Source organism: Pseudodesulfovibrio sp. JC047 (assembly GCF_010468615.1).
GTDB lineage: Bacteria > Desulfobacterota > Desulfovibrionia > Desulfovibrionales > Desulfovibrionaceae > Pseudodesulfovibrio.
The window spans coordinates 68,306-82,032 of sequence record NZ_WUEH01000011.1; the positions used below are offsets into that span (position 1 = coordinate 68,306).

Consider the following 13,727-nt stretch of genomic DNA (forward strand, 5'->3'; position numbering starts at 1 on the left):
TCAAAGAGCCGTCATTGTATCATGAAAGGATTGTCAATGTCAGTGGGGTCGCGTAAGAGTGACCCATGAATATCACACCCATTGAAATCGTTGGCTTGATTGCGGGTTTTTGTACCACGTTTTCTTTTTTGCCGCAGGTTATCAAGACCTGGCGAACCCGGTCCGTGGACGATATTTCCCTACGCATGTATCTGTTGCTCTGCTTTGGCATTGTGTTGTGGCTGTACTATGGCCTGACAATGCGCTCCGTGGCGTTGGTCCTTACCAATGGGGTCAGTTTTATCCTGACCGCGTCCATTCTTGTCATGAAACTCCTGTTTGGTAAACGCCGTTAACAGACCTGCCGTGGGGGCGTAAAAAAGGCTTCGCCGAACGTCTTGCTCGACGAAGCCTTGGCTGTATTCGTGGACGACAGGATTAGTGTTTGAAGGAACGTTGACCGGTGAAGACCATGGCCACCTGCGGGCTGGCCTCGTTCACTGCGGTGATGACTTCGCTGTCGCGGATGGAACCACCGGGCTGGGCAATGGCTGTCACGCCCTGGTCCATACACAGATCCACACCGTCGCGGAACGGGAAGAAACCGTCAGAGACCACCACGGAACCGGGCAGGCCACCACGGGCCTCTTCTGTCCGTTTCTCAATGTCGGTCAGCTTGGCTTTCATGTCCGCATCCTTGATGGCTGCCAGTTTCAATTCAAACAGCGACATCCCCAATTCTTTGGACGCGAGCAGGTCAGAGTGCTTGATGTATGCCTTTGTCACGGCCAGAAGCACGCAACCGACGCGGTCCTGTTCGCCGGTGCCGATGGCTGTGGTCACGCCGTCCTTGACAAACAGGACGGAGTTCGAAGTGACACCAGCTTCCACGGCCCAGGCAAAGAGCAGGTCGTCAGCTTCCTGCTTGCTCGGAGCACGGGCAACAAAAGAATTTCCGTCTTTTTCCGCAGTGGCCGGAATGAAGTCGTCGGCCTTGAGAATGGCGTTGCGGAAGGAATACTGCAAGACGATGCCGCCGTCGGACAGGGCTTTGATATCCAGGAACGGCATCGTGGACAGACTTTGTACCTCTGCAATGCCGGGGATTTCCAGGATTCTGAGATTTTTGCGTTTTTTGAGTTCTGCCAGAGCGTCGTCATCGAACTTCGGTGCGGCAACCACTTCAAAATAGACGGAATTGATAAGCTCTGCTGTGGCCAGATCAATGGGACGGTTCACGACAACCGCACCGCCGAAAGCGGCGATTCGATCCGTCTCAAAGGCGCGCTTCAAGGCAACGGTGATGCCTTCATCGGTCCAGGCCGCGCCGCAGGGATTGTTGTGTTTCAGGATGAGTGCGGCGGGTTTTGCTGACAGGTATTGCAGAATATTCAGCGCGTTATCCACATCGGTCAAGTTGGTCTTGCCGGGGTGCTTACCCGCTTGGAGCATGTGCTCCTCGGTTAATGCGGAAACCAGGCCCTGGCCTTGTCCGATAAATTTGACGCCACCCACTTCAAGCTGACCTTCAGCCAGTTCGTAGAGTGCTGCGGGTTGGTCCGGATTTTCTCCATACCGCAAACCCTTGGTTTCCCCATCGATTTCCCAAGTACGTTTCTTGAAAACCAATTCCTGGTCGCCCAGCGTGAGTTTCATGTCCGCTGGAAAAGGGTCCTGCTGCACGGTATGGTACATTTTTTTCAAATCACTCATTGTCAACTCCCTGTTGTGCTCATGTGAGGGGGCGGTCATATCACAGCTTGTTTCGACGGGCAATAATCGTTCAAGGCCCTTCGTGGAAATCGGTCAATCCTCTTCAGAGACGAACTGTCCTTGAATGGTGGTGATGAACGCACGGGAAAAATCGTGGTGCTGGGATGTGTGAACCGGGCGTATTGTGAAGCGAATCGCACAATTAAATGGAAATGTGTGTGGCTATAGATGGTTTCTTGACCGCAAGGATTGTATGACTGCATGGTATGGAAACAGCGGTCTGAAGTGGGATAGGAAAGATTTTTGGGGCCAAAGTCATGGCTGTTTTGTGCAAAAACAGGCATGACTTTGCCGTGGCGGTGTGGTGGGATGTTTGGTATGGAGAACATCCCGGCTTTTGCTGTTGTACAAATCAAGGAAAATCGATGTCTGAAAGTTATATGGAAAAGGCGCTGTTGAAATTGGCCCGTCAGATCAATGCGTTTGACGAGGCTTCACTCATGAGCCTTTGGGAGAAATATGCGGAAAAGGTCCGCCATTTCGAACCCACCAAACGGTGGGAAGAATCTGTAATCGTGTTTAACCTCATTCAATCCACCCGACTGAAAAATCAGCTTTTCAATTACAATTGGGCGCAGTCTCGTCTGCCGGACGCAGCCTCGCATGAAATAGATTTTGCCGCGTTGACCTCCCCGGAACATTCTGGAACAGCCCCGGATTCCGAAGCGTCGGGTGCGGGACCCGAGTTGGTCGCTGATGAGCGGAAAAAACGTCACACGGGGAAGTTGCTGACATTGACCCCCAAAAAAAACACATAATTGCCAGTGCTGTCAGTTGACAGACGCACGACTTTATACTTACGGATGATAACCGTTTGTGCGCGCAATTTACGCCGGTTCAAGATATCCGGCTATTCAAGGAGCAATTCATGGCCAATATAGTGGTTTTCGGTTCCCAATGGGGGGACGAGGGTAAAGGCAAGATCGTTGATATGCTCGCCGAGAAGTCGGACGCGATTGTCCGTTTTCAGGGCGGGAATAATGCCGGTCATACCTTGGTAGTCGATGGAGAGCAGTGCATTCTGCATCTGATTCCTTCCGGCGTTTTGCATCCCGGTAAGCAGTGCCTTATCGGAAACGGTGTTGTTTTGGATCCGGTTGTCTTTTGCGAAGAACTGGACAAGTTGGCGGCAAAAGGGGTGGACGTGTCACCTGCTCGCATGATGGTGAGCAAGAAGACACACGTCATCCTGCCATATCATTGTCACATGGACGCGGCCCGGGAAGGAGCCAAGTCCTCTGACGGCAAGATCGGCACCACCGGACGAGGCATCGGTCCTTGTTATGAAGACAAGATGAGTCGGTGTGGCATCCGTGCCGGAGATTTCAGTAATCCTGAATTGCTCAAGGCCAAGATCACGACCGCACTTGTGGAAAAGAATGTGCTTTTTGAGCATCTGTATGGGGTAGAACCTCTGGATGCCGAAGCGGTATTCAATGAAATTTTGCCTGTGGCCGAGCGAGTGCTTCCCTATTTGGGCGACGTGTCGTCCGCCATTCAGGAAGCCCAGGGGCATGTCCTGTTCGAAGGCGCGCAGGGCACCCATCTCGATATCGATCACGGCACCTATCCGTTCGTGACATCCTCCAATACCGTGACCGCCAATGCCGCATCCGGCTCGGGCTGTTCGCCGCGAGACCTGGAGCGTATCATCGCCATCGTCAAGGCGTACACCACGCGTGTCGGTTCCGGACCGTTCCCTACGGAGCAGTTCGAGGAAGACGGTACCTACTTGCAGACCCATGGACACGAATTTGGGGCAACCACTGGACGGAAACGTCGGTGTGGTTGGCTTGATCTGGTGGTCCTCAAGGAGTCTGTCCGATTGAATGGACCGACCGAATTGGCCATCACCAAACTGGACGTGCTGTCCGGCTTGAAAGAAGTCAAACTCTGTGTCGCGTATGAGTACAACGGCGAACGAATTGCGTATCCGCCGCAGGAACAGAATGGTTTGGCCCATGTCACGCCCGTGTATGAAACCATGCCCGGATGGGATGAGGACATCACCGGCGCACGGAGTTGGGATGACCTCCCGGCCAATGCCGTGGCGTATCTGAAACGGATTGAAGCGGTTTCCGGTGTGAAAATCGGTATCGTGTCTGTTGGTCCTGATCGGGTACAGACCTTTTAAGTTTGGAGGTAGGACATGTCATTGAAAGGTGATCCGCTGGCTGCTCTGGTTGGGCACGACCACGCGGTTAAACGCCTCAATGCCATTGCTCACGACCCTCCCCAATCAATTGTCATCGAAGGTGGCGACGCGGATTCCCGCGTCGCCCTTGCCTTGTATTGGGCCATGCGGTTGAACTGCGCGTCCGGCTCCGTCCCGTGTGGACAGTGTGCGGCGTGCAAGCAGATCGGTGATCTTGCCTTCAATGATTTGGTGTTTTTTGATGGTCGGGAAGGGCTGATCAAGGTTGATCCGGTTCGGCAGATGCGGTCCACCTGGGGGCAGCCGCCCAATGGTGACGGCTACCGGGTGACGATTTTTGCCGAAGCCCAGATGTTCATGACCGAAGCGGCCAACGCGTTGCTCAAGTCACTTGAAGAACCTCGTCCCGGCAATGTCTTTGTCCTTGCCGCTCCGCAACGGGAACGGTTGTTGGAAACCTTGATTTCCCGGTCTTGGGTTGTCACGCTGGCTTGGCCAGATGTGCGTCAGAATTCGCCGGAAGTTTCTGAATGGGTTCAGGCTTTGGTGACATTTTGGCAAACTGGCCGAGGCTGGTTCGCCCGAACTTCATCCAAGGGGGCCGTGGACAAACATCTTGCCATGCAGGTGGTGCTCGGAATGCAGCGGGAACTCCGCGAAGCCATGTCCGGCTCGTGCGGAACTTCAGTGTCTGTTTCGTTAGCCAATTCTCAGGATTTGCCCTCGTTGAGACGGATCGGTCTGGTGCTCGACAAGGCCCAGGAAGCCTTGAATACACAAGTGCCAGTCAATCCTGCCATGGTGTTGGATTGGGTGGCCACACGGATGGTAAAATAAATGCATATACTTCCATTTTCCAATCATGACACTGAGGCGATCGTTGCCTTGATTACGTCTATTCAGATCGATGAATTTGGTGTGGAGACGTCGGCTGAAGATCAACCGGATTTGCGTACCATCCCGGAATACTATCAACATGGTGCGGGGAATTTCTGGCTGGCCTTCGAAGGGGATGAACTGGTGGGCACCATTGCCCTGCTGGATACCGGAAACGGGCTGTGTTCACTGCGAAAGATGTTTGTGAAAAAGGCATATCGTGGCAAGAAATATCATGTGGGGGCCTCTCTGATGCAAACGCTGCTCGACTGGGCGCGGGAGCGTGTTGTTCAGGCCGTGTACCTCGGGACTGTGGATGTGTATCATGCCGCGCACCGATTTTATGAAAAGAACGGATTTGTCGAGATTCCCGGAACTCAGTTGCCGCAACAGATTCCGGTCATGGATGTGGATGTGAAATTTTATCGGTATACTTTTTAATTTTTTCGGCAGTGAAAAGAAAGCCGCCCGGACCTGAGTTGGTCCGGGCGGCTCTTTTTTTGTGTCGTGTCGAACGGGTTATGCTTCGACCTTTTTACCCAGGAAGCGGACTGCCAGTCCGGTCAGGGCGATGCCGACAGGCAGAGTGATGTAGACCGGCATTCCGAGACCAGCCGGAATGTAGCCTGCCACAACAGCGATGATCGCAACCGTCGAGGCATACGCGAGCTGCGTCTTGACGTGATCGATATGGTCACAGGCCGATCCCATGGAAGACAGGATGGTCGTGTCCGAGATCGGGGAGCAGTGGTCGCCGAAGATCGCGCCGGTCAGGACTGAGCCGATGTTCAGGATGACGTAGTTCGGATCGCCCTGGAGCGCAAAGGCGAGCGGAATGGCCAACGGCATGAGGATCCCCATGGTGCCGTAAGATGTTCCGGTGGCGAATGAAATGATCGATCCGAGGACAAAGATGATGGACGGCAGCAGGAAGGGCGGCAGTGTGTCGGACAACACATTGACCAGATACACGGCGGTGCCCAGTTCCTTGATAACGCCGGACAGGGACCATGCGAGCAACAGGATGACGGCGGTGATGTTCATGGACTTCACACCCGTGACCCAGGTCTCGATGGCTTCCTTGATGGGCAGAATCCGTTTCATGACGGCCATGGCTATGGCGACCATGCTGGCGATCAGTGCGGCCTGGAACAGCACCACGGAGGCATCGGATGCGCCGAAACAATCACGCATGGATGCGAAGCTCAGCGGTGAGGCCTTGATGGCCGCCATCTGTGCGGGGTCGTCAATAGCTCCATATCCGTTGAAATAGAAACCGAGGAATGCGGTGACGATCAGGGTTCCGATGGGAATGATCGCGTTCCAGATGGACAGTTTGATACCCGGAACCGGTTCGAGACTGGATGACTCTTCGGCTGCCATGGGGGTGGAATTGTCGGCAATGACCTTGCCTTCGGTCCGGGCACGCTTTTCGGCTTTGTACATGGGGCCGAATTCCCGCATGAACCAGATGGTGAAGAGGATGAAAACCAGAATGAAAATGTTGTAAAAACGGAATGGAATGGTTTCCACGAAAACGCCATATGCGTTGGCGTCGATAGGAATCATCTGGTATCCGTCACGGATCAAACCGACTTCGTAGGCCACCCAGGTTGAAATCAGAGCGATACCCGCGATAGGAGCGGCTGTGGCATCGATGATGAATGCGAGTTTTTCGCGGGAGACCTTCATGCGGTCCGTGACCGGGCGCATGATTGGGCCGACGGTCAGGGAGTTGGCGTAATCATCGAAGAAGATGAACAGACCCATGAGCCAGGTGACGAACTGGGAACTGCGGGGTGTCTTTGCCCGTTTGACCAGTGCATCGGCAATAGCCTTTGCGCCGCCCATTTTTGAGACCAGGGCGATCAGTCCACCGATAGCCAGGCATTGCAAGATGATACCTGCGTTCCAGCTGTCGGCCAGAGAACCGAGTATTTCGCCGGAAAACCGCAGGAATGCGTCGATCAGGGCGTGGTAGATGTCCCACCCTCTGATATCAAGCATGAAGCAACCGGAGAATACGCCGAGAAAGAGTGACAGGACGACGTTTTTGGTGATGAACGCGAGAACAATGGCAACCACAGGTGGAATCAGCGTCAGCAGACCGAAAATTTCGGCATTGGCTGCGCCTTTGGAGGCGTCGGCAGCCATGGCGGGGACGGCACACATGGCCATGACCGCAAGACAGCCGAGAGTAAGCGTCAGAAATTTTTTCATGAAATCCTTTCCTTGAACAACAGTTAGACAAAAAACAATCGGGTTGGTGCAGGGTAAAAGCGATGCTTTGAGCGCTGCGCGCACTTGCATAGACCATATATCAGGACTTGTCGATATAAAGTCCGAAGAAGAAGAGTCCTCTGCGTGAAGAGTGGGTCGTGACGGGCCTTCTTGAGGTGGCGGAGACGGACGGGGTTTGTCCGTTTTGGCATTCGGTATGTGGTTTCCTTCATGGCGAAAGCGTGAGCGAATAGTGCTGTAATATTCAGCGGATGGTGAAAGAGGTGCGAAGCAGGAGCGTGTCTCGTTGTTGAATATCAGCGTCTTCGGATGACTCTTTCAGACCTGAAAAACAGTGTGGTAGTAGGCTGGGAAGCCGCTTAAACGCTCGTTTTAATCCCAAAAAGACTTTGACTCGAATATGACAATGGCCTATCGTCGCCGACTATTACTGATTACTATTTTAGAGCATTCAATCAACCTTTCAGGAAAGATAGTTATGTATACACTGCGTACTCTTCCGGGAGACGACGTTCGTCAGATCATGTGGCGTTTTGCTGAACGTTTCGACCTCCAGATGTCGGTGCAGTCCGCCCGATCCATTGCCCGCAGCACGGTTGCCAAACTCGTGGCTGAAGGCGCGCGTAATACGCACGAGTGGACCGATCAGAAAAATGATCTTCTGACTGCATTCGATCAGTCCGGTTTGACCGCACTGTTCATGGACCCCCATCAGGGTGGTTTTATCGAAGGCCCCAAGAATTTCGCCCTGGCCCTGGTCGCTTTTGAGCTGGCCTGGGTCGATGCCGGTGCCGCAACGTCCTCGTTGGCATCCAATCTGGCGTTGGCTCCCATCCATGAGAAAGGCACTCCCGAACAGCGTGATTATTATATGTCCAAATGTGTCCCTCCCCAGCCGGGCGAGGACCGTGAAATCTGGCGTGGCGCATTCGCGTTGACCGAGCCGCTGCCATACGTGGGGGTGGATACCGGCGTATTGTGCGGCAAGGCCTCCGTGGCCGACTGGACCGACGGCGAAGAGCCGATGCTTCAGATCGACAAGCGTGGCCGGTTCATCACCAACATGGATTTCGCCAACTTCGTGACCGCTGCCGTTGAATCGAATGACGATCGGATCAAGGGAACCTTCATGGTCATCCTTGAAGATACCGATGAAGGTATTTTCGATCGAGGCGCACCGACCTTGAAGATGGTGCATCAGCTGTCCTCCACTCGTGATCCTGTCTTGAATCTCAAGGTTCCGGCCTCTCGGATTATCGGTGGATACGATGTGGTTGATGGCGTGATCGTTCCCAAATACAACCATTCCGAAATTATCGGGGCCGTGTTCCACCGGACCCGTATCCCCGTTGGGCTGATGACTTCGGCCAAACTGATTTCTGCTGTGGAGCCGGTCATTCGGTATCATCGAAATCGGTTTCGTGGTGGTGACGCCTGTTCCGAAGGCTCTCCCCGTTTTGACAAGGGGCTTCAGATCAATGAGGACGCACTCCAGCGGCTCGTCGATCTGTGGGCGTCCGGCGAAGCAGGGTGTTCCCTGGCCTTTGGCGCGTCCCGTCTGGCCGATCGTTTTGATCCCATTGAAAAGGCCAAGGAAGCACATTTCGAAGCGGAAGGCGTGACCTCTGTTCGCAAACAGATGGGCGTTTTGCGCAAGCTCAAGGAGCAGGTTTTCGAGTTCATTGATCTTGAATACACCCCGGAAGCCGAGCGCGATCAGGTCCGGTATGCCGAGTTGCAGTCCGACACATTGGTCCAGTATGCCTATATGGAAGCCCTGGCCGGTGTGCTTAATCCCGGTGTCAAGCTGTGGAATACCGGCGAAGGTGCCAACAAGATGCGAGAAGCCGTGGCGTTGGTCGGTGGATACGGTATCACCGAAGACTGCCCCGGTTTCCTGATGCAGAAGTGGACGGATTGCCAGCTCGAAGCGACCTACGAAGGGCCGGAAGCCGTGCAGCGTCGTCATCTGACCATGACCATGACATCGGATGTTTTCCAGCATATTATGGAAAATTGGGTGAAACAGATGCAGACCGCTGGTCAGCAGGTACCCGGTTTGGGTGGATATGTCATTGCCTCGGCCATGGAGCTGTGGCAGTGGACGCTCAATCATCTCAAGACCGCCAAGGATGATGATGGCCGCAAGCTGTATCATAACAAACGCCAAGGTGTGACGTTCGCCATGGCCGATGCGCTTGGCTGGTTGCTTGGACCCTATTATTTGGCCATGGATGTCATGGAATTGATCGAAAAGGGTCCCATGTCTCCAACGCTGGCTGAAGGGCTTGATGATCTGACCGGATTCTACAAGGATCTGTGTCATATTCAGGCCGCCCGTGCCGCAGGTGAAGTCGCTCGTATCTGCACCGAACTGGTCTACGGATTCAACACCTGTTCGTGTAACCAGCCGGCTGCCGAACCAGGTGGCCAGTCCACATGTGCCGGTCGTGAAGATCTGGTTGATTTCCGCGCATTGAAGGCCAAGGTCGATATGTGCATGGCAGGGTCTCGCATGGCGAAAGATCGTGCCGGACATGCCCTGACCGAGGTCATGATCCCGGAAGCGCTCGATTATCCCATTGGTTAAATCATGTTTGCGAGGGGAAAATGTGAAAACATTTTCCCCTCGTTTTTTATTGATAGTTCAGTGAAAGAATGACTGTTCGCACGCCAGTATCTGTGCTGGGCGACAGCCACGGTTTCGGATATTTCCAAGCGTCCTGTCCCAGGAGGCTTGAGCCGTCGGAGGCATTTGTATGAGTGATGAAACTCCCAGAGCAGCAATGGAAACTGATATCGTCTGCGTCGGCTTTGGTCCGGCTGCGGGCGGTTTTTTGACCACATTGACCCGTGGCCTGATGAACGAAGACGGAACCCCGGTGGCCGAATCCAAGGCCATGCCCGGGATGCCGCCGCAGGTGATTTGTTACGAACGTGCCGACGACATCGGGTTTGGCGTGTCCGGCGTGGTCACCAAAGGGCGGTCCATCTCGGCCAGTTTCCCCGACCTTGATCTTTCGCAGATTCCCATGGCCCACGAGGTCACACAGGAAAAAGTGTTGTATCTCAAGGACCCGGTCGGAGCCAGTCGTCGTCCCATTGCCTTTAAAATGGCGGACAAGCTTCTGTCCCGGTGGATGAAGGACGATGCGTTCGAATTGCCGTACATTCCCCCGTTTTTGGAAAAACATCCGGGCATGATTTTTTCGCTCGGTCAATTTAATCAATGGATCGGTGGAAATTTGATGGGAACCGGACTCGCTCAGGTCTGGCCGTCCAGCCCGGTGGCGGAGCCGCTCATGCAGGGCAAGGCTGTCACTGGCGTGCGCATGGTCGATCAGGGCGTGGAAAAAGATGGGACGCCCGGTGCCGGTTTCATGCCCGGTATGGACATGAAAGCCGCTTTAACCGTGGTTGCCGACGGTCCGGTCGGACCTGTGGGTCAGCATCTTGACCGACAGCTCGGTTTGCCAGCGGGCAATCACCAGCGAGAATGGGCCGTGGGCATGAAATGTGTGGTTGATTTGCCCGAAGGGTGTGAATGGGAGCCGGGGACCGTGCTGCACACGATCGGCTACCCCGAACCGGAAATTTTCGGCTTTTTGTATGTGTATCCCGGCAATGTGGCTTCTCTTGGCATTTTTGTGCCGTCATGGTTCGACAACCCGGTGCGGACCGCCTATCGCTACATGCAGCATTGGATGATGCATCCGTATTTGTGGAAGCATCTTGAAGGCGGCACCATGCGTTCCTGGGGCGCAAAATCCTTGAACGAATCCGGCCGACGCGGTGAACCGATCCTCTGTGGCGATGGTTTTGCCCGTATCGGCGAAGGGTCCGGTTCAACGAATATCCTGTCTGGTTCCGGTGTTGATGAAGCATGGGCCACCGGCGTACAGCTCGGTGAATCCGTGCTTGAATTGCTGAAGGACGGCAAGAAATTCACCAAGGAGAATCTGGAAGCCACCTACGTGGCCAAACGGCGTGCATCCTGGGTGGAAGAAGAGGCCGTGGCTGCGGAAAAGGCCCGCGAAGGATTCACCAAATCGGTGGTACGGGGCTTCATGGGCATGGGGCTTACCGGCTTGACCAAAGGGGTGCTGAACATGCCTGGCAAACAGATTCGACCGCAGGACCGGATTCCGACCATTGAGGATTATTACAAGGACTTTATTTCAGAGAGCGAGATTCGATCGATTCGGGAAACGTGTGCCAAGCAAGGCTCCAGCCTGCATGATGCGTTGATGGATCGGGTCGGTTGGCCCGAGATTCCGCTGGATGGCACGCTTCTGGTTTCCCAGCAGGATGCACTGCTCATGGGCGGCAAGGTCCAGGCCAATCCCGGATATGCCGATCATGTGCGTTTTGCCGATCCCGCGACGTGTGCCGCATGTCGGGAACAGCTCTGCATTGAGGCATGTTCCGGTCAGGCCATTGATACCAATCCCGAAGGCGGGGTGCCGCTGTTTGATCGAGAGAAATGTGTGCACTGCGGTGCGTGCATGTGGAATTGCAGCAAATCCAATTATAAAGATCCGGAACGGACCAATGTGCAATTCCGGGGTGGCTCTGGAGGGCTGCATTCCGCGGAAAATTAGGATACAGACACAGCGTGAAAGTGATTTTGAGAGCATCCCCTTTGCGAATTCTTTTTCGTAAAGTGACAGAAAAGTTTTGGAGCGTCCAAAGTCCCTTTCTTCAAATGGGCTTTGGTCCCGCCGAGAGCGACTCGCTATAGGGCCGCCAAAGGCATAGATCGGGCGGCATGAGAAAAACGAGTGTCGCCATGTACACCAAGGAGAAACTGAATGAGCAATGAATTCCACATTGTGGTTTGCGGTTCGATTGTCCCGGACCCGTTGCAAACGCTCGCCCCTCAGGATGGTCCCAATGGTCCTGTCCTGCAAAATGAAATGATGCTCCCTGCGGTTCTTGATCCGTGGGCGGGCCATGCCTTGTATGAAGCTGCCGATCTGGCGGCAAAACATCCCGGAAGTCAGGTCTGGCTGGTCAGCCTTGGTCCCAAGGCCAAATTGCAACAGGTCATGATGGCCGTGTCGCAGAAGGCTCCCTTCCAGTTGGTCGTGGCCGATGGTTCGGCCTCTGGTTTCGAGGATGGTTTCGAAACTGCCAAAACCCTTGCGGAGACCATTCAGGGTATCGCCGGGTTGGATATGTCGAAGCTGCTGTTGTTCGGTGGCTGGCAGTCCGCGTCTCGCGGGTCTGGTGCCGTGATGCAGATGGTCGGCGAAATGCTCGGAATGACGGAACAATTTCAGGGTGTTGATAAGCTGACTGTTGGCGACGATGGGGCTCTTGAAGTCTTGGAACGCATCGAAGGCGGCGCGTATCAGAAGTCCGTGGTGGACGCTGCTCCGGCTGTACTGGGCTGGGCCACTGGTGATTTGCCCGAACCGCCGAACAACCCGCAGATTGGTATGCAGAATATGCAGAAAAACATGCCTGCGTTGCAACAGGCCAAGCCTGCCGATCTGTCTGGAACCAGCTTGAAATTCAGTGCTGTGGACGTGCCGCAACAACGTCGTGAGACTCGCGTGGTCAAGGACGTTCCCGTTGAAGAAGTGGCGAAAGAACTCGTCGAATGGATCAAGGGTTAGGGGGGACGAACATGACTGTTTTATTTCTTGCTCATACTGAATGTGACAATTCCCTGCATAAATCGGCCCTTGAAGCGTTGACCGCTGCCAAATCCCTGGCCGATGGATTGGGAACCGATCTGGCTGTCGGCCTGGTTGGTGCCGATATTGCCGGGGCAGCCGAGTCCATTGGTGGATGCGGTGCTTCTTTTTATGGTGTGGCCGGTCCAGAATTCGCGGATGCGCGTTATGCTTCTGACGTTGCCGCTGCCGAGGCCCTGTCCACGGCGTGTTCTGCTGAAATCGTGGTGGCTCCGGCCACGTCCCGTTTCAGCCGAGCCGTGCCCGGACTGGCTGTTCGTTTGAATGGTCGGGTTGATACCCATTTGTCCGGTCTGGACGTGGTTGACGGTCAGCCTGTTGCCAAGCGGTGGTTCTACCGGCAGCGCATGGAAGGTACCTTCACTCGTGACGAACGTCCTTGGGTGATGACCATTGATTCCGGCTGCGCTGCGGCGTTTGAAGGAGCCAGTGCTGTTGAAGTGACGCCTGTGGCGGTGGACGTGTCCGGTGTGCGGACCACGGTGGCGGGAATTGAATGCGTGTCCGAAGACGAGCAGACCATCCGGCCTGATGCCGAGATGCTGCTTGTCGCCGGAGCTGGTTGGACCAAAAAACAGGCCGACGGCGCAACCCACGTGGATGTGGCTGAAACAACCATCATGGATTTTCTGACAGGCACCAAGAGTTCGCTTGGTTCCTCCAAATCTTTGGTGGATATCTCGGGAGAAGGTGGCGCGATCATTTCTTTCCTGACACACATGCATCAGGTTGGTCAGACCGGTTCGACTCCGCGACATGCCAAGGGATTGGCAACGTGTTGTCATGGTGAAGAACCGCATGTGGTCGGTTGGCGTTTCATCAACGAACGTCGTGCCATCAATACCGATGCGAGTTGCGGCTGGGCACAGGGCAAATGCGATGTCCTGTACGTCGGCGACGCATTCGAGATCATGAAAAAGGTGAACGAGTTGCTTGGTTAATTCCAGCGAATAGTGCTATATCACAAGCCGTACCCGTTTTTCGGGTGCGGCTTTTTTCGT

General features: G+C 54.6%; 11 protein-coding genes. 9 read left to right on the forward strand and 2 right to left on the reverse strand.

Going from position 1 to position 13,727, the window contains the following annotated elements; genetic code table 11:
• The first annotated feature begins 65 nt into the window (after positions 1 to 65).
• A complete protein-coding gene (locus GO013_RS09045) occupies positions 66 to 335 on the forward strand; it encodes a SemiSWEET transporter (RefSeq protein ID WP_163810316.1) in 270 nt (89 codons plus the stop codon).
• An 82-nt stretch (positions 336 to 417) separates the two neighbouring features.
• Here the strand turns inward: GO013_RS09045 and GO013_RS09050 are convergent, their stop codons facing one another.
• Positions 418 to 1,692, reverse strand: a complete 1,275-nt coding sequence (locus GO013_RS09050; protein ID WP_163810318.1) for an IMP cyclohydrolase — start codon at positions 1,690 to 1,692, stop codon at positions 418 to 420.
• 425 nt (positions 1,693 to 2,117) lie between these two features.
• Here GO013_RS09050 and GO013_RS09055 point away from each other — a divergent pair, with 425 nt between their 5' ends.
• The 4 genes from GO013_RS09055 to GO013_RS09070 all read left to right on the forward strand — a co-directional run bounded on the left by GO013_RS09055 (position 2,118) and on the right by GO013_RS09070 (position 5,224).
• The gene (locus GO013_RS09055; protein WP_163810320.1) at positions 2,118 to 2,510 is read left to right on the forward strand and encodes a hypothetical protein; all 393 of its coding nucleotides are present in this window, start codon (positions 2,118 to 2,120) and stop codon (positions 2,508 to 2,510) included.
• Positions 2,511 to 2,620: 110 nt separating this feature from the next.
• Positions 2,621 to 3,886, forward strand: coding sequence for an adenylosuccinate synthase (locus GO013_RS09060; RefSeq protein ID WP_163810322.1), 1,266 nt, complete (start codon positions 2,621 to 2,623; stop codon positions 3,884 to 3,886).
• Between the two features lie 15 nt (positions 3,887 to 3,901).
• On the forward strand, positions 3,902 to 4,744 hold the full coding sequence (locus tag GO013_RS09065; RefSeq protein ID WP_163810324.1) for a DNA polymerase III subunit delta': 843 nt from the start codon (positions 3,902 to 3,904) through the stop codon (positions 4,742 to 4,744).
• The gene (locus GO013_RS09070) at positions 4,745 to 5,224 is read left to right on the forward strand and encodes a GNAT family N-acetyltransferase (protein ID WP_163810326.1); all 480 of its coding nucleotides are present in this window, start codon (positions 4,745 to 4,747) and stop codon (positions 5,222 to 5,224) included.
• Positions 5,225 to 5,302: 78 nt separating this feature from the next.
• Here GO013_RS09070 and GO013_RS09075 read toward each other — a convergent pair whose 3' ends face one another.
• Entirely contained in the window at positions 5,303 to 7,003 is a 1,701-nt protein-coding gene (locus tag GO013_RS09075) for a Na+/H+ antiporter NhaC family protein (protein WP_163810328.1), read from the reverse strand.
• A gap of 499 nt (positions 7,004 to 7,502) precedes the next feature.
• On the opposite strand from GO013_RS09075, the gene GO013_RS09080 reads away from it, so the two are divergent.
• From GO013_RS09080 to GO013_RS09095, 4 genes are all read left to right on the forward strand, one after another.
• Complete coding sequence (locus GO013_RS09080) at positions 7,503 to 9,614, forward strand: acyl-CoA dehydrogenase family protein (protein ID WP_163810330.1); 2,112 nt, start codon at positions 7,503 to 7,505, stop codon at positions 9,612 to 9,614.
• 169 nt (positions 9,615 to 9,783) lie between these two features.
• Positions 9,784 to 11,625, forward strand: a complete 1,842-nt coding sequence (locus tag GO013_RS09085) for a 4Fe-4S ferredoxin (RefSeq protein ID WP_163810332.1) — start codon at positions 9,784 to 9,786, stop codon at positions 11,623 to 11,625.
• 210 nt (positions 11,626 to 11,835) lie between these two features.
• Positions 11,836 to 12,645, forward strand: coding sequence for an electron transfer flavoprotein subunit beta (locus GO013_RS09090; protein WP_163810334.1), 810 nt, complete (start codon positions 11,836 to 11,838; stop codon positions 12,643 to 12,645).
• Positions 12,646 to 12,656: 11 nt separating this feature from the next.
• The gene (locus GO013_RS09095; protein ID WP_163810336.1) at positions 12,657 to 13,667 is read left to right on the forward strand and encodes an electron transfer flavoprotein subunit alpha; all 1,011 of its coding nucleotides are present in this window, start codon (positions 12,657 to 12,659) and stop codon (positions 13,665 to 13,667) included.
• Positions 13,668 to 13,727: the final 60 nt, after the last annotated feature.